Raw genomic sequence first — 16,181 nt, 5'->3', positions numbered from 1 at the left:
GCTACTATTGTGCCCAGCTCCCACATCTATAAGAGGCTGCGCACATGGGTCTTTGCTCTTTCAAAATTGCTCACAAACTGATCACCGGCGCAGAGGCCATCGAGCAACTGTCCACCGAGCTGACACGGCTGGACGTCGACCATCCGCTGATCGTCACCGACGCCGCCCTGGTCAAGTCCGGCACGGTAGAGTTGGCGCTGGCGCAATTGGGCGGCCGCACCTACGAAATCTTCGACCGGGTGCTGCCGGACCCGGAAATCGCCATCGTCGAAGACTGCATGCGGGTTTACCGCGACGGTGGGCATGACGGGCTGATTGGCCTGGGCGGTGGGAGTGCCATCGACATCGCCAAAAGTGTGGCGGCCTACGCCGGCTACCACGGTGCGCTCGAAGATTTGTTCGGTGTCGATCAGGTACCGCGCAAAGGCCCGCCATTGATTGCCATCCCGACCACGGCCGGCACCGGCTCGGAAGTCACCAACGTGGCGATCCTTTCCGACAAGGTCGCGCAGTTGAAGAAGGGCATTGTCAGCGATTACTTGTTGCCGGACGTGGCATTGGTAAGTCCGCAGATGACCCTGACCTGTCCGCGCGGTGTCACGGCGGCCAGCGGCGTCGATGCGTTGGTGCATGCCATTGAGTCCTATCTGTCGGTCAATGCCTCGCCGATTACCGACGCCCTGGCTATCGGCGCCATCAAACTGATAGCCAAGGCGCTACCCAAGGCCTACGCCAACCCGTCCAACCTGCAGGCCCGTGAAGACATGGCCACCGCCAGCCTGATGGCCGGCATGGCGTTCGGCAACGCCGGGGTGGGTGCGGTGCATGCGCTGGCCTACCCCTTGGGTGGGCGCTTCAACATTGCCCATGGCGTGAGCAATGCCTTGCTGCTGCCCTATGTCATGACCTGGAACAAGATGGCCTGTATTGAACGCATGCAGGATATTGCCGAGGCCATGGGTATACAGACTGGTCATCTGAGCGCCAATGAAGCCGCCGACAAAGCCGTGGAGGCTATGACCGAGCTGTGCGCGGCCGTGGAAATCCCGTCGGGACTGCGCAGTTTCGGGGTTCCCGAGGACGCCATTCCGGCCATGGCCGCCGAAGCCGCCGGGATCGAGCGTCTGATGCGCAATAATCCGCGCAAACTGAACTCCGTCGACATCGAGAAGATTTACCGAGCGGCCTACTGATTATCGCAGTCACAGTGCGCGCGCCAAAGCATGAGGCTACAATGCGCGCCATCGTGATTCTGCTCAGAAAAGGTGCGTCATGCAGCCCTTCGTAATTGCTCCGTCGATTCTTTCCGCCGACTTCGCCCGCCTGGGCGAAGAAGTGGACAACGTCCTGGCCGCCGGTGCCGACTTCGTGCACTTCGATGTCATGGACAACCACTACGTGCCGAACCTGACTATCGGCCCGATGGTCTGCTCGGCGCTGCGCAAGTACGGCGTGACCGCGCCGATCGACGCGCACCTGATGGTCAGCCCGGTAGACCGCATCGTCGGTGACTTCATCGAAGCCGGCGCGACCTACATCACCTTCCACCCGGAAGCCACGCAGCACGTTGACCGCTCCCTGCAGCTGATCCGCGAAGGCGGCTGCAAGTCGGGCCTGGTGTTCAACCCGGCGACGCCGCTGGACGTGCTCAAGTACGTGATGGACAAGGTCGACATGATCCTGCTGATGAGCGTCAACCCGGGTTTCGGCGGGCAGAAGTTCATCCCAGGCACCCTCGACAAGCTGCGTGAGGCGCGGGCGCTGATCGACGCTTCGGGTCGTGATATTCGCCTGGAAATCGACGGCGGCGTCAACGTGAACAACATTCGTGAAATCGCTGCGGCGGGCGCCGACACCTTCGTTGCCGGTTCGGCGATCTTCAATGCACCGAACTACCAGGAAGTGATTGAAAAAATGCGTTCCGAACTGGCGCTGGCTCGCCCATGAGTGGCTTTGAGCAGCTGTTCCCGGGACGTCTGCCAAGGCTGGTGATGTTCGATCTGGATGGCACGTTGATCGACTCGGTCCCTGACCTTGCAGCGGCTGTGGATAACATGCTGCTCAAACTCGGTCGCGCACCAGCCGGCCTCGAGTTGGTGCGCGAGTGGGTCGGTAACGGCGCCCCGATGCTGGTGCGCCGTGCGTTGGCCAACCACATCGACGCAGAGGGTGTCGATGAAGTCGAGGCCGAGCATGCTCTGGAGTTGTTCAACGGTTTCTATGAGGACGGTCATGAGCTGACGGTTGTTTACCCCGGCGTGCGTGACACCCTCAAGTGGCTGAGTAAGCAAGGTGTGGAAATGGCCCTGATCACCAACAAGCCGGAGCGCTTCGTAGCACCGCTGCTGGATCAGATGAAAATCGGCCGGTACTTCAAATGGATCATCGGCGGCGACACCCTGCCACAGAAGAAACCCGACCCGGCCGCGCTGTTTTTCGTGATGAAAATGGCCAACATTCCGGCGTCCCAGTCGTTGTTCGTTGGCGATTCGCGCAGCGATGTGCAGGCGGCGAAAGCGGCAGGGGTCAAATGTGTGGCGCTCAGTTACGGCTACAACCACGGCCGGCCGATTGCCGAAGAGTCACCGACGCTGGTGATCGACGATCTGCGCAAGCTAATTCGCGGTTGCCTGGACCCGGCCGCTGAGATAACGTTGGCCGACGCTGTTCAACCCCCTTCTGGAAACGCCATCGTGGTGGTCACTCGTAAACTCTGGATGAAAGTCATCAAGGCCCTGGCCCGCTGGCGTTGGCGCGCCTGACTGATCCTGGCCGGTTGTCCGGCGCGTTTGCATACCTGACTGTTTGACCCTCAAGCCACGAGGCACCTCATGATCCGCGAAGAATTCCTGCGTTTGGCCGCTGCCGGCTACAACCGCATCCCGCTTGCCTGCGAAACCCTGGCCGACTTCGACACGCCGCTGTCGATCTACTTGAAGCTGGCTGACGAGCCCAATTCCTACTTGCTGGAGTCCGTACATGGCGGCGAGAAGTGGGGCCGTTACTCGATCATCGGCCTGCCGTGCCGCACCGTGCTGCGAGTGCATGACCATCACGTCAGCGTGACCATCGACGGTGTCGAGACTGAAAGCCACGATGTAGAAGACCCACTGGCCTTCGTCGAATCCTTCAAGGCCCGTTACAACGTGCCGACCATTGCCGGGTTGCCGCGCTTCAACGGCGGCCTGGTGGGCTATTTCGGTTATGACTGCGTGCGTTATGTTGAGACGCGTTTGGGCAAGTGCCCGAACCCGGACCCGTTGGGCGTGCCGGACATCCTGCTGATGGTGTCCGACGCGGTGGTGGTGTTCGACAACCTCGCCGGCAAGATGCATGCGATCGTCCTGGCCGATCCGGCCCGGGAAGATGCCTTCGAGCAAGGTCGCGCGCGCCTGGAAGAGTTGCTGGAAAAACTCCGTCAGCCAATCACCCCGCGCCGTGGCCTGGACTTCAGCAAGCAGCAAGCGGCTGACCCGGTGTTCCGCTCCAGCTTCACCCAGAACGATTACGAAAAAGCCGTCGACACCATCAAGGAGTACATCCTGGCCGGTGACTGCATGCAGGTCGTGCCGTCCCAGCGCATGTCGATTGACTTCAAGGCTGCACCCATCGATCTGTACCGGGCGTTGCGTTGCTTCAACCCGACGCCTTACATGTACTTCTTCAACTTCGGCGACTTCCACGTCGTCGGCAGTTCGCCGGAAGTGCTGGTGCGGGTAGAAGATAATCTGATCACCGTGCGCCCGATCGCCGGCACCCGCCCACGGGGTGCGAACGAAGAGGCCGATCTGGCACTGGAAAAAGACCTGCTGTCGGACGACAAGGAAATCGCCGAGCACCTGATGCTGATCGACCTGGGCCGCAACGACACCGGTCGAGTCTCGGAAATCGGTTCGGTGAAACTCACCGAGAAAATGGTCATCGAGCGTTACTCCAACGTGATGCACATCGTGTCCAACGTTACCGGCCAATTGAAGGCCGGCCTGACGGCAATGGATGCACTGCGGGCGATTCTGCCGGCGGGCACCTTGTCCGGCGCACCGAAGATCCGTGCGATGGAAATCATCGACGAACTTGAACCGGTCAAGCGCGGTGTCTACGGCGGCGCCGTCGGCTACTTCGCCTGGAACGGCAACATGGACACCGCCATTGCCATCCGTACGGCGGTGATCAAGAACGGCGAACTGCATGTACAGGCTGGTGGCGGCATCGTCGCCGACTCGGTGCCGGCGCTGGAATGGGAAGAGACCCTGAACAAACGCCGCGCGATGTTCCGTGCGGTGGCGCTGGCCGAACAAACCCCGGACGCCTGAGTTCGTGCAATACCTGTGGGAGCGAGCTTGCTCGCGAAGAGGCCAGCACAGCCAACATTGATGCTGTCTGACCCACCGCTATCGCGAGCAGGCTCGCTCCCACAAAGACTTCACCAGCATAAAAAACGCGGCACCTGTAAGGGCGCCGCGTTTTTTATGGCTGCTGTTTGCTGAATCAGAAATCCAGCGCGACCCCAACGGTAATCCCTTGCTGGGTAAAATCATCGTCTTTGCGCAAGGTGTAACCGCCACGCAGCGCCAGATCGGCCGTCAACTTGTGGCTGACTCCCAGGCTCACGCGATTCAAATGGCTCTGCGGTGTATAGCCATCAAGCGTGAAGTCGAGGGAAGGCAGGCTATTGAGGGCGATGTTCACCTTCTGCACGTCATCTTCATACTCACGCTCGTAGGCATATTCGCCAAACACTTGAGTCTGCGCAGTAATTTGGTATTTACCCTGCAACCCGGCACCGAGTCGTTTCGAATCGCGCTTCTGGTCATCAAAGGTCAGCGCCGTGGAGCGACTGGTATTTTCCGAGTAACCATCAACTTCCACTTTCGCGTAATCGGCGCTGATGAACGGCGACAGGTGCCACTCACTGCCCGGCTGCGCAATGTCATAGCCCAGGCGTGTGCTGAAGGCCCAGAGATAGCCATCGGTGTCGCCTTTCTCCGCACCTTCACCCGCGCCTAGATCGAATTTGCGTTTGAGATTGTCGTAATCCAGCTTGCCTCCGGTCAGCGCGGCATCGGCCCACCAACGGTTCTGCTGGAACTGGGCGAATGCCGTGGCCAGGTAGCTGTTGAGTTTGTAGTCCGAATCGTTATCGCCTGCCTCCAGCTCCTGACGATAGAAGCCTGCCGCCACACCCACGCGCCAGGCTTCATTGAGGCGATAGCTGCCGCCGATGTTCAAGCTGTAGCCGCTGCCATCGGCATCGGCGCCACTGCTTTGGTGATCGACATCGAGATGCTGGCCACCGCCGGCGACTATGGCGCGCCATTGGCCAACGGCCTGCCAGTTCTCCCAGTCGGATTGCCATTGGCTGCGCAGTTCATCCTGATGCGCGCGTAGCGTGGCGTGGGCCATTTCTGGCAGCAGCGTCAGCTCCCAGGGCGCAGCGAGCAAGGAATAGGCGTAGTCGGACACTAGCTTTTGCCCGGCTTCGGTCGGATGCACCCCATCGTTATAAATCAGCTGGCTGGGGTCCGGGGTGGCGCTGTTGATGCCAAAAGTAGCGTTTTCGGTGCAGCCGTCGCCGCTGAAGCAAGTCGCCGTCAGGTTCTGGCCGGTAGCAAAACCGAATCGCGCTGGATCGGCGAAGGTTTCCTGCAACAACAGTGGAATGTTCAGTGGAATGATTTCGGCATCGATGCCCGCCAGTCGAGTGACCAGTTGCCGGTTGAAGGCCGCGCTCAGTTGCGAGGTAGGTCCCTGCTGTGGGGAGCCATTGATGGCAGGTGTCAAACCCAGGTCAGGCAACAGCCAGACCATGATGTACCGGGCGCCGGCGGTTTGCAGAACCTGAACGCTGTTGGCCAGTCGGTCCGCAGCGGCATTCGCCTGGGCGCCACTTTGCACACGGCCCTGAAGAAAGTCGTTGCCGCCGCCGGAGAGGTAATACAGCGCGTTCGGATCGGCGCGCAAATTGTTGGCCGGCAAGTATCCCGCTCGCGCACGTTCACCCGTGGCGGATACCGTGGTGATTGATTCGAGGATCTGATCGGTGCGGTAACCGCCGACGGCCCAGTTATTGCCATCCGGCAAGCCTTGGGCGGCGCGTGCGGCTGAAGTCGAAGCGGCGGTCTGGTCCGCGGAGAATCCAAGTCTGTCCCCAAGCAACTGGGTTGAGTTGGCGGAATAGGCTTCGCCGCTGCCGTCCTGATAAGTCGGCCCGGTCCGGTTGGTGAAGCGCAGGGTCGAGCCGGGAGGGCCGCCCGTGTCGGTAAACTGCCCCGCATCGTTGAGGCTGTCACCAAAGACGATGAAGTTCGAATAAGGATTGGGCGCCGCGATCGCCTGAGCGCAGGCCATGGCGAGCAAGCAACCGGCCAGTGGTGCAAACAGCGTCTGTCTGATCATGAGCAAGTCCGTTTGTTTATTGTTTTAGTGGATGAAACGACAGTGCCAAAAAACTATAGAGCCTGATGCCATTCGGCGCGAACCTGCCGAATGTTTCACTCGCTTCGATCGCCCCATATTGCACGCTCTGCCCAGCTAAGTTACTGTGCCAGGACGTATAAATGAGACCTTCCCCGTGTTGATCGTCAGCAAACTTCTGGATCAAGTCATCAAGGCACACGCCCGCTGGCGTTGGCGCGCCTGACTCCTTCTGCCGGCCCGGCCGGATCTTTACCGCTTCGCCTTCTTTACTCGCAAGACATTGCCCTTTGCTTCGCGATTCCAGCGACCGTCAAAGAGCAGGACGCTGCGGGTAAATCATTCGAAGGCTGTATCAAGTCAGTGAATTCAAGAGGTTCTTAACGCCATGTTGCTGATGATCGATAACTACGACTCTTTTACCTACAACGTTGTGCAATACCTTGGTGAGCTGGGCTCCCAGGTCAAAGTCGTGCGCAACGATGAACTCACCGTCGCCGAAATCGAGGCCCTCAATCCTGAGCGCATCGTCGTTTCTCCCGGTCCTTGCACCCCGACCGAAGCCGGCGTCTCGATCGACGTCATCAAGCACTTCGCCGGCAAACTGCCGATTCTCGGTGTCTGCCTGGGCCATCAGTCCATCGGCCAGGCTTTTGGTGGCGATGTGGTTCGCGCGCGCCAGGTCATGCACGGCAAGACCAGCCCGGTGTTCCACGAAGACAAAGGTGTTTTCGAAGGCTTGAACATGCCGCTGACGGTCACCCGCTATCATTCATTGATCGTCAAGCGCGAAACCCTGCCTGATTGCCTCGAGCTGACCGCCTGGACCCAATTGGAAGACGGCTCGGTCGACGAGATCATGGGCCTGCGCCACAAGACCCTGAACATCGAAGGCGTGCAGTTCCACCCTGAGTCGATCCTCACCGAACAGGGTCACGAGTTGTTCGCGAACTTCCTCAAACAAACCGGCGGCACGCGCTAAGGACTTTTCATGAATATCAAGACAGCCCTGGGCCGTATCGTCGAGCAGCTCGACCTCAGCACCGATGAAATGCGCGACGTGATGCGCGAAATCATGACCGGCCAATGCACGGACGCGCAGATCGGCGCGTTCATGATGGCCATGCGCATGAAGAGCGAAAGCATCGACGAAATCGTCGGTGCGGTGTCGGTCATGCGTGAGCTGGCGGACAAGGTCGAACTCAAGACCCTCGACGGTGTAGTCGATGTGGTCGGCACTGGCGGTGACGGTGCCAACATCTTCAACGTGTCGACCGCGTCGTCCTTCGTGGTCGCAGCGGCCGGTTGCACGGTGGCCAAACACGGCAACCGCGCGGTCTCGGGTAAAAGCGGCAGTGCCGATTTGCTGGAGGCGGCCGGTATCTACCTGAACCTGACCCCGGTCCAGGTGGCGCGCTGCATCGATAACGTCGGCATCGGTTTCATGTTTGCCCAGACTCATCACAGTGCCATGAAATACGCTGCCGGCCCGCGCAAGGAGCTTGGCTTGCGCACTCTGTTCAACATGCTTGGCCCGCTTACGAATCCGGCCGGTGTGAAACATCAGGTGGTTGGCGTATTTACCCAGGCGTTGTGCCGGCCGTTGGCCGAGGTCTTACAGCGCCTGGGCAGCAAGCACGTATTGGTGGTGCATTCGAAGGATGGTCTGGACGAGTTCAGTCTGGCCGCGCCGACGTTCGTGGCGGAACTGAAAAACGACCAGATCACCGAGTACTGGGTCGAGCCGGAAGATCTGGGCATGAAAAGCCAGAGCCTGCATGGCCTGGCAGTCGAAAGCCCGGCGGCTTCCCTTGAGCTGATTCGCGATGCGTTGGGCAAGCGCAAAACTGAAAACGGTCAGAAAGCTGCCGAAATGATCATGCTCAATGCCGGTGCCGCGCTGTATGCGGCCGACCATGCCAGCAGTCTGAAAGAAGGCGTAGCCCTGGCGCACGATGCGCTGCACACCGGCCTCGCTCGGGAGAAGCTCGAGGAGCTGGGTGCATTTACCGCGGTATTCAAAGTGGAGAATGAGGGATGAGTGTACCGACGGTTCTGGAAAACATTCTGGCCCGAAAAGTTCAGGAAGTCGCCGAGCGTAGCGCCCGTGTGAGCCTGAGCGAGCTGGAAAGTCTGGCGAAGGCGGCCGATGCACCCCGTGGTTTTGCCAATGCATTGCTGGCGCAGGCCAAGACGAAACAGCCAGCGGTGATTGCCGAAATCAAAAAGGCCTCACCGAGCAAAGGCGTGATCCGCGAGAATTTCGTCCCTGCTGACATTGCCAAGAGTTACGAGAAGGGCGGGGCGACCTGTCTTTCCGTGCTGACCGACATCGATTATTTCCAGGGCGCCGATGCGTACCTGCAGCAGGCGCGTGCCGCGTGCAACCTGCCGGTGATCCGCAAAGACTTCATGATCGATCCGTACCAGATCGTTGAAGCCCGTGCCCTCGGGGCCGACTGCGTGCTGTTGATCGTCTCCGCCCTGGACGACGTGAAAATGGCCGAACTGGCGGCCGTGGCGAAAAGCGTCAACCTCGATGTGCTGGTGGAAGTTCACGATGGCGATGAGCTGGAGCGGGCCTTGAAAACCCTCGACACGCCGCTGGTCGGCATCAACAACCGCAACCTGCACACCTTCGAGGTCAGCCTGGAAACCACACTGGACCTGTTGCCGCGTATCCCGCGCGATCGTCTGGTGATCACCGAAAGTGGCATCCTCAATCGCGCCGATGTCGAGTTGATGGAAATCAGCGACGTCTACGCGTTCCTGGTGGGCGAGGCGTTCATGCGCGCCGAAAATCCGGGGACTGAACTGCAACGCTTGTTCTTCCCTGAGCGCGGCATTCCTGTCAGCGGTTCGACCCTCGACTAAAAAAGCATCGCGAGCAAGCTCGCTCCCACAGGGTTTGAGGGTGGCCACAATGTATGTGTACTGCCGAACTCAACTGTGGGAGCGAGCCTGCTCGCGATAGCGGCATAAGAAACACCATAGACTTTTTTGTCTTACGGAGTACCTTGTGACCTCACCTATTTCTCTGACCATCGAAGCCGGCCTGCAGGCCGAACAGGATCTGTTGGCATCGGTCTGTGCCGGCGACGCGGAGTTCGGCTTGCTGTTCTGGCAGCCAAGCGATCGCGCATTGGTCATGCCGCGCCGCTTGAATCGTTTGCCGGGTTTCGAACATGCCTGCGAAGTCTCCGCCGCTGCCGGCTGGCCGGTTCTATTGCGCGAAACCGGCGGCGAACCGGTGCCGCAATCCGCCTCGACGATCAACATCGCCCTGGTTTACGCGCCGCCGCGCAGCGAAGGGGATCTGAACCGCATCGAGACCGGCTACCGGCGTTTGTGCGATCCGATCTGCCAGTTGCTGGATGAGCTTGGCGGGACTTCGTCACTTGGGGAAATCGAAGGCGCGTTCTGTGATGGCCGCTTCAACGTCAATCTGGATGGGCGCAAGATGGTCGGTACTGCCCAGCGTTGGCGCCAGAGCCAGGGTGGCCAACGCCCGGTAGGACTGGTGCACGGTGCAATGTTGCTGGATAACGAGCGCGAATCGATGGTCGCGGCGGTCAATCGCTTCAATGAGGCGTGCGGTCTGGAGCAGCGGGTGCGCGCCGAAAGCCACATCGCCTTGCATGAGAAGTTCACCGCGCCGGATGCGCTGGAACGTCTCGATGAACTCTACCGCCTGATGCTGGCGCAGATGTTCAGCGGCTAAGTCTACGAGCTTAGCGCGTACCGAAGACCACCATGGTCTTGCCTTTGACATCCACCAGGTTGCGCTCTTCCAGATCCTTGAGCACACGTCCGACCATCTCCCGGGAACAACCGACGATCCGTCCGATTTCCTGACGGGTCACCTTGATCTGCATGCCATCGGGGTGGGTCATGGCGTCTGGCTGCTTGCACAATTCAAGCAGGCAGCGGGCGACGCGACCGGTGACGTCGAAAAACGCCAGGTCACCGACCTTGCGGGTGGTGTTGCGCAGGCGTTGTGCGATTTGTCCGCTTAATACGTAAAGAATGTCCGGGTCCTGCTGCGACAATTCGCGGAACTTCGCGTAGCTGATTTCCGCCACTTCGCATTCGACCTTGGCCCGCACCCAGGCGCTGCGTTCCTGTTCGAGGCCGGCCTGCTCGAACAGACCCAGCTCACCGAAAAAATCCCCGGCGTTCAGGTAGGCGATGATCATTTCCCGACCGTCGTCGTCTTCGATCAGTATGGTGACCGAACCCTTGATGATGAAGAACAGCGTCTCCGAGCGGTCACCGGCACAAATGATATTGCTCTTGGCCTGATATCGACGGCGCTGGCAATGCATTAACAGCTTGTCGAGGTTTTTCATCTTGGGGGTGGGGGCAATAGCAACCATGGTTGTATCCCGAAAAGACTGCACGGTGTGTTGGGTTTGTTATGAATTGCGGAAATTGCGGCATAGCTGGCCAGGCGCCAGCGAATTGGCGCCAGCTTACCAGACACTTATTGCAATATTCGAGATTTTACCTACAGCGCCGATGGTTATGTCCTAGGACGCCAATCACTGTCAATCAAGGGGCCTGTGCTAAGCTGGCGACCCTTTTTTAGACAGTGGAGTCTTGGCGATGAAGGCACGCATCCAATGGGCTGGCGAAGCCATGTTCCTCGGCGAATCCGGCAGCGGTCATGTCGTGGTCATGGACGGTCCGCCCGATGCCGGCGGTCGTAACCTGGGTGTCCGGCCGATGGAAATGCTCCTGCTGGGTGTAGGCGGTTGCAGCAATTTCGACGTGGTCAGCATCCTCAAGAAGTCCCGTCAGGCAGTCGAGAGCTGCGAGGCCTTTCTCGAAGCCGAGCGTGCGACTGAAGATCCGAAGGTCTTCACCAAGATCCACATGCATTTTGTGGTCAAGGGCCGTGGCCTGAAGGAAGCGCAGGTCAAGCGCGCCATCGAACTGTCTGCTGAGAAGTATTGCTCGGCTTCGATCATGCTCGGTGCGGCAGGTGTAGAGATCACTCACGACTACGAGATCATCGAACTCGGTTGATTGACAATAAAAAAGGCGACTACCTCACGGCAGTCGCCTTTTTCATGTCTGTCGCAAAACCTTGTGGGAGCGGGCTTGCCCGCGATGGGGCCCGGATAGACAAACGAGAGCTCAGATCCGATAAGTGCTCTTGGTCATGACCTTGGCCATCAAGCTCATCCCGAACTTCACCGGTGCCGGAAAGCGGAAACCGCCAGCCTCCAGTGCGCTTTCGGCATGCTGTTCTTCATCGATGCGCATCTGCTCCAGGATCGCCCGGGATTTTTCATCCTCGGCCGGCAGTTGCTCCAGGTGTTCATTCAAGTGCTTGCACACCTGATCTTCCGTCGCTGCGACAAAGCCCAGGCTGACTTTGTCGCTGATCAGGCCCGCAACCGCACCGATCCCGAACGACATGCCATAGAACAGTGGATTGAGAATGCTGGTGTGGCTGCCCAACTGATGGATCCGTTGCTCGCACCACGCCAGATGGTCGACTTCTTCTTCGGCGGCGTGCTCCATTGCGACGCGCACCTGCGGTAGCCTGGCAGTCAGGGCCTGTCCCTGGTACAGCGCCTGGGCGCAGACTTCACCGGTATGGTTGATGCGCATCAGCCCGGCAACGTGTCGGGTGTCATCGTCGCTCAATTTCGCATCGGGCTGCACGATGGCGGGCGACGGACGGTAGGGTTGGCCACTGAAAGGCAGCAAGGTCCGCATCGCGGCGTCGGCTTGCAGCAGAAGGCGGTCAATCGGCGAGTAGTGACGTTGGGTAGTCATGCTGACCTCCGGAGGAATCTCGGCGGCCAGTTTAACCCAATCGGCCGGGGAAGGTTTGCGCTGGGACATTGCGACGCAGGCTTGCCCTGTAGGAGCCCGGCTTGCCGGCGATGGCGATCTCAGTGACGCCATCGCCGGCAAGCCGGGCTCCTACAAGGGACGCTACGAATCAGCCCGGCGGCCAGTGCATCTGGCGCTGACCCAGTACGTGCATGTGAATGTGATAGACAGTCTGCCCACCTTCTTCATTGCAGTTCATGACAACGCGGAAACCTTTTTCGCAACCCAGTTCCAGCGCCAGGCGCTGGGCGGTGAACAGGATGTGTCCAGCCAGAGCCTTATCGTCCTCAGTCAGGTCGTTCAAGGTGCGTACCGGTTTCTTCGGGACCACCAGGAAATGCACCGGTGCCTGCGGGGCGATGTCGTGGAAGGCCAGTACCTGGTCGTCCTCGTAAATGATATTCGCCGGGATTTCCCGGTTGATGATCTTGGTGAACAGAGTATCCACAGCTGTTTTCTCCGTTGTTTGAGCTGGCCCGAGTGTACCCATGGAGGCTGCACCCGCCCAGTGTTTTACCGTATGACAATTCAGCGTGGGCAATGAGCCTTGATGACCATGCCGGTGATTGTCCGGATCAGCCAGCGCGAACCGAACCGGGGCAGGCTGGCGAACCAGCGGTTGCGCCGTCCGGGAATGATGATTGCGCGATTTTTCTCCAGGGCCCGCACGGTATAGAGCGCGACTTCCTCCGGACTCATCAGCATTTTACTGTTGGCCAGTTTGTCGTTGTTCAGTTGCGCGGTGCGGAAAAACGCCGTGCGAGTGGGACCGGGGCAGAGTACCGACACCTTGACCGCGCATTTTTTCAGCTCGACGCGCAGGCCTTCGGAAAAGTGCAGCACATAGGCCTTGCTGGCGTAGTAAGTGCTCATCCACGGGCCGGGCTGGAATGCTGCGACCGAAGCGACGTTCAGGATCTGGCCGCCACCCTGCAACGCCATGCTGTTACCGATGGCATGACAAAGACGAGTGAGCGCCAGGATGTTCACTTCGATCAGGTCCTGCTCGGTCATCCAGTCCTGAGCCAGGAACGGGCCGCAAGTGCCGATGCCGGCGCAGTTGACCAGCAGGTCGATCTGCCGGTCACCTTCCTCCAGCTCCAGCAGGAAGCCCGACAGGCGCAGCGGCTCGCCCAGATCGCAGGCACGGAACAACACTTCCACGCCAAAACGTTGGGTCAGTTCAATCGCAATACTTTCCAGCTGATCACGCTGTCGGGCCACCAGAATCAGGCTGCGGCCGCGCCGGGCCAGCGCTTCGGCCATCGCCAGGCCGATGCCGCTGGAAGCGCCAGTGATCAGAGCGTAACGGGTCATGCCATTCTCCATCGCAACAGCTCCGCGCCGCGACGCAGGTGTCACGGGCGGGGAGCGCTGTTCATTCTTTCGCAGAGTCTACAGGGGGCGGGGCTTCTTCGGCTGCCTCGGCTGCCGAATTTGCTTGCGGTTCGACTTCGACATCGATTTCGTCGGTGCTCACCGAGCCGCTTTGGTAGCTGCTTTCCAGGGTGTCTTCATACCCTTGCTGGATTGCCGAGATTCCACCCACCATCGCACCGACCGAAAACAACCCGATAAACACAATCCACAATGCGCACAGAACCTTGACCGCCGTGCTGTTAGGCGGGGGAGGCGGGCCATAGCGGTTAGCACTGGCGTTGCCTGGCATGACCATGATCACCAGCGGGAAGAAACTGCCTACGAACGGAACCAGATTCAGGAGCCAGAGCCAGCCCGACCAGCCAATATCGTGCAAACGCTGAACGCAGAACAGAACGCTGACAACCAGGAACGCCAGGAACAGGCAGAAGGCAAAGATGCCGCCGATGATCAGCCCTGTGGTGGAGTTGTCACTGACCAATCCCAAGGCGATGAGCGCAAACACGCCAACGATGGGCAATGTCACCAGGCTCAGCACCATCGTCCACGCCAGAAAACGCAGGCGTCCGATTCGACCTTCGACGCCGAAGGGTTTGAGTGCGGCGAACTCCGGCAGTTTTTCGCCGACGCTGGCCTGTGGCGGCGAATAAGGCGATTGCGGCTTAGCCTCGGCGGCATGGTCGTGAACATCGGCCAGGTCAAGCTCGATCGAAGGTTCCGCCTCGATCCGGGCATCGACGCCAGTATTCTTCAGGGCTTGAAGATAGGTCTGCGCATCAGCCTGCGACAGGTCGCGCTTGAGTGCTACAGGTCGACCATTGAACAGGCGTTCGATGGCGCCGACGTCGCTATTGAACAGCGCAGCGAGATTGAGTTTGGCGGTGTTGATATCAACACCCGGCAACAGAGCGCCGTCGAACACGATCTTGTAACGGTTTTCGCTCATTGCCGAGGCATCCTTGTCGCGAGTCATCGATACGAATGGCCAACCGCGGTTGGCCCGGTTTTTAGCGCGGCCAGTGTTGGCGCAACTGTGCTGCTTGTTCCTGTGCCGTGCGGTACTCGGCGTCGAGGCGCGCTACCAGCTGCTCGACGCTCGGCAAGTCATCGATTTCACCCACGCCCTGGCCCGCGGACCACACGGTTTTCCAGGCTTTGGCTTCATCGCTGATGGGTTTGAGCTTGGAGCCGAAATTGACCTCGCCCTTGTTTTGCAGCGCTGCCAAGTCGAAACCGGCGGCCTCCAGACTCTGGCGCATGAAACTCGCCGGTACACCAGACACCGCTGGAGTATGGATGATGTCTGCCGCTCTGGATGTCAGCAGCATCTCCTTGTAGGCGTCAGGCGCGTGACTTTCGGTGGTGCCAATGAATCGTGTGCCGAAGTAGGCCAGGTCCGCACCGAGCAATTGCGCGGCGAGAATTTCGTGGCCGTGGTTCAGGCACCCGGCCAGCAGTAGGGTCTTGTCGAAAAACTGGCGGATCTCGGCGATCAGCGAGAACGGGCTCCAGGTCCCGGCATGCCCGCCGGCACCCGCAGCGACGGCGATCAGCCCGTCCACACCCGCCTCGGCGGCTTTCTCGGCATGGCGGCGGGTCGTCACATCATGGAACACCAGGCCGCCATAGCCGTGGACTGCGTCGACCAGTTCCTTCACGGCGCCGAGGCTGGTGATCACGATCGGGACTTTGTGTTCAATGCAGATGTCCAGGTCCGCCTGCAATCGCGGATTGCTGTTGTGCACAATCAGGTTCACCGCGTAGGGCGCGGGGTTCTCCAGGGTCGCCAACCCTGCCTCGATCTCCTCCAGCCAGGCCTTGAAGCCGCTGCTCTCACGCTGATTCAGCGCAGGAAAACTGCCCACTACGCCGTTGCGACAGCAGGCAAGTACCAGTTGCGGGTTGGATATCAGGAACATCGGCGCCGCCACCACGGGCAGACGCAAACGTTGTTCGAGCAGAGCGGGCAGCGACATTGGAAATACCCCGGTGATTTGTGCCTGTTGATTTAAAACGGCCGGACGACGACCAGAATTACGATAGCCAGCAATATCAGGACCGGCACTTCATTGAACCAGCGATAAAAGACATGGCAGCGGGTGTTCTCGCCACGGGCAAATCGTTTTACTTGGGCGCCGCACATGTGGTGGTAGCCGATCAGCAACACCACCAAGGTCAGCTTGGCGTGGATCCAGCCGCCCTGGCTGAAGATGCCTGGATTGAGGTAGATGAGCCAGCCACCGAAGATCAGCGTGGCGATCATCGCCGGTCCCATGATGCCCCGGTACAGCTTGCGCTCCATGATGCTGAAGCGCTCCTTGCTGACCGTGTCCTCGCTTTGGGCGTGGTAGACGAAAAGGCGCGGCAAGTAGAACAGGCCGGCAAACCAGCAAACTACGCTGATGATGTGGAAAGCTTTGAGCCACAGATAAAGCATTTTTGGTTATTCCCAGGTTCACAGTAGCGAAGATAGTAGAGGGTAGAGCGCCCGCACGTCACCTTGACGGTTGTCGCAGGGGCTTGCGGCCCCTATTATCGAC

General features: G+C 59.7%; 17 protein-coding genes. 9 read left to right on the top strand and 8 right to left on the bottom strand.

Annotation, left to right across the window (positions count from 1 at the left end):
• Positions 1-44: 44 nt before the first annotated feature.
• From ACA054_RS29320 to trpE, 4 genes are all read left to right on the top strand, one after another.
• The gene (locus ACA054_RS29320; protein WP_497687253.1) at positions 45-1,193 is read left to right on the top strand and encodes an iron-containing alcohol dehydrogenase; all 1,149 of its coding nucleotides are present in this window, start codon (positions 45-47) and stop codon (positions 1,191-1,193) included.
• 79 nt (positions 1,194-1,272) lie between these two features.
• Entirely contained in the window at positions 1,273-1,947 is a 675-nt protein-coding gene (gene rpe / locus ACA054_RS29315; RefSeq protein WP_008061583.1) for a ribulose-phosphate 3-epimerase, read from the top strand.
• Positions 1,944-2,762, top strand: a complete 819-nt coding sequence (locus ACA054_RS29310) for a phosphoglycolate phosphatase (protein WP_497687252.1) — start codon at positions 1,944-1,946, stop codon at positions 2,760-2,762. The genes rpe and ACA054_RS29310 overlap by 4 nt, the downstream gene beginning before the upstream one ends.
• Positions 2,763-2,831: 69 nt before the next feature.
• Entirely contained in the window at positions 2,832-4,313 is a 1,482-nt protein-coding gene (trpE, locus tag ACA054_RS29305; protein WP_497687251.1) for an anthranilate synthase component I, read from the top strand.
• A 175-nt stretch (positions 4,314-4,488) separates the two neighbouring features.
• Here the strand turns inward: trpE and estP are convergent, their stop codons facing one another.
• Positions 4,489-6,396, bottom strand: coding sequence for an esterase EstP (estP, locus tag ACA054_RS29300; RefSeq protein WP_497687250.1), 1,908 nt, complete (start codon positions 6,394-6,396; stop codon positions 4,489-4,491).
• 406 nt (positions 6,397-6,802) lie between these two features.
• On the opposite strand from estP, the gene ACA054_RS29295 reads away from it, so the two are divergent.
• The 4 genes from ACA054_RS29295 to ACA054_RS29280 all read left to right on the top strand — a co-directional run bounded on the left by ACA054_RS29295 (position 6,803) and on the right by ACA054_RS29280 (position 10,135).
• The gene (locus ACA054_RS29295; protein WP_020798793.1) at positions 6,803-7,396 is read left to right on the top strand and encodes an aminodeoxychorismate/anthranilate synthase component II; all 594 of its coding nucleotides are present in this window, start codon (positions 6,803-6,805) and stop codon (positions 7,394-7,396) included.
• Positions 7,397-7,405: 9 nt separating this feature from the next.
• The gene (gene trpD, locus ACA054_RS29290; RefSeq protein ID WP_497687249.1) at positions 7,406-8,455 is read left to right on the top strand and encodes an anthranilate phosphoribosyltransferase; all 1,050 of its coding nucleotides are present in this window, start codon (positions 7,406-7,408) and stop codon (positions 8,453-8,455) included.
• Complete coding sequence (trpC, locus tag ACA054_RS29285; protein ID WP_497687248.1) at positions 8,452-9,288, top strand: indole-3-glycerol phosphate synthase TrpC; 837 nt, start codon at positions 8,452-8,454, stop codon at positions 9,286-9,288. The genes trpD and trpC overlap by 4 nt, the downstream gene beginning before the upstream one ends.
• Before the next feature lie 145 nt (positions 9,289-9,433).
• Positions 9,434-10,135: a lipoate--protein ligase family protein gene (locus tag ACA054_RS29280; protein ID WP_497687247.1), complete on the top strand. Its 702-nt coding sequence runs from the start codon at positions 9,434-9,436 to the stop codon at positions 10,133-10,135.
• Positions 10,136-10,145: 10 nt separating this feature from the next.
• Here the strand turns inward: ACA054_RS29280 and crp are convergent, their stop codons facing one another.
• Positions 10,146-10,790, bottom strand: a complete 645-nt coding sequence (crp, locus tag ACA054_RS29275; RefSeq protein WP_046818165.1) for a cAMP-activated global transcriptional regulator CRP — start codon at positions 10,788-10,790, stop codon at positions 10,146-10,148.
• 229 nt (positions 10,791-11,019) lie between these two features.
• Here crp and ACA054_RS29270 point away from each other — a divergent pair, with 229 nt between their 5' ends.
• On the top strand, positions 11,020-11,442 hold the full coding sequence (locus ACA054_RS29270) for an OsmC family protein (RefSeq protein WP_008061600.1): 423 nt from the start codon (positions 11,020-11,022) through the stop codon (positions 11,440-11,442).
• Positions 11,443-11,553: 111 nt separating this feature from the next.
• Here the strand turns inward: ACA054_RS29270 and coq7 are convergent, their stop codons facing one another.
• The 6 genes from coq7 to hemJ form a co-directional block, all read right to left on the bottom strand.
• Positions 11,554-12,201, bottom strand: a complete 648-nt coding sequence (gene coq7, locus ACA054_RS29265; RefSeq protein ID WP_497687246.1) for a 2-polyprenyl-3-methyl-6-methoxy-1,4-benzoquinone monooxygenase — start codon at positions 12,199-12,201, stop codon at positions 11,554-11,556.
• 169 nt (positions 12,202-12,370) lie between these two features.
• Positions 12,371-12,709 (bottom strand): histidine triad nucleotide-binding protein, encoded by a 339-nt coding sequence (locus tag ACA054_RS29260; RefSeq protein WP_191489645.1) that lies wholly within the window; start codon positions 12,707-12,709, stop codon positions 12,371-12,373.
• A gap of 80 nt (positions 12,710-12,789) precedes the next feature.
• Positions 12,790-13,578 carry an SDR family NAD(P)-dependent oxidoreductase gene (locus ACA054_RS29255; protein WP_497636799.1) on the bottom strand — a complete coding sequence of 263 codons (789 nt, stop codon included), beginning with the start codon at positions 13,576-13,578 and terminating at the stop codon, positions 12,790-12,792.
• Positions 13,579-13,639: 61 nt separating this feature from the next.
• Positions 13,640-14,587: a DUF805 domain-containing protein gene (locus ACA054_RS29250; RefSeq protein WP_497687245.1), complete on the bottom strand. Its 948-nt coding sequence runs from the start codon at positions 14,585-14,587 to the stop codon at positions 13,640-13,642.
• Between the two features lie 61 nt (positions 14,588-14,648).
• Positions 14,649-15,617 carry an NAD(P)H-dependent flavin oxidoreductase gene (locus ACA054_RS29245; RefSeq protein WP_497687244.1) on the bottom strand — a complete coding sequence of 323 codons (969 nt, stop codon included), beginning with the start codon at positions 15,615-15,617 and terminating at the stop codon, positions 14,649-14,651.
• A 32-nt stretch (positions 15,618-15,649) separates the two neighbouring features.
• Positions 15,650-16,078: a protoporphyrinogen oxidase HemJ gene (hemJ, locus tag ACA054_RS29240; RefSeq protein ID WP_497687243.1), complete on the bottom strand. Its 429-nt coding sequence runs from the start codon at positions 16,076-16,078 to the stop codon at positions 15,650-15,652.
• Positions 16,079-16,181: the final 103 nt, after the last annotated feature.

The organism is Pseudomonas sp. LBUM1653, assembly GCF_059716115.1.
This window is presented reverse-complemented; position numbering and strand designations above follow the sequence as displayed.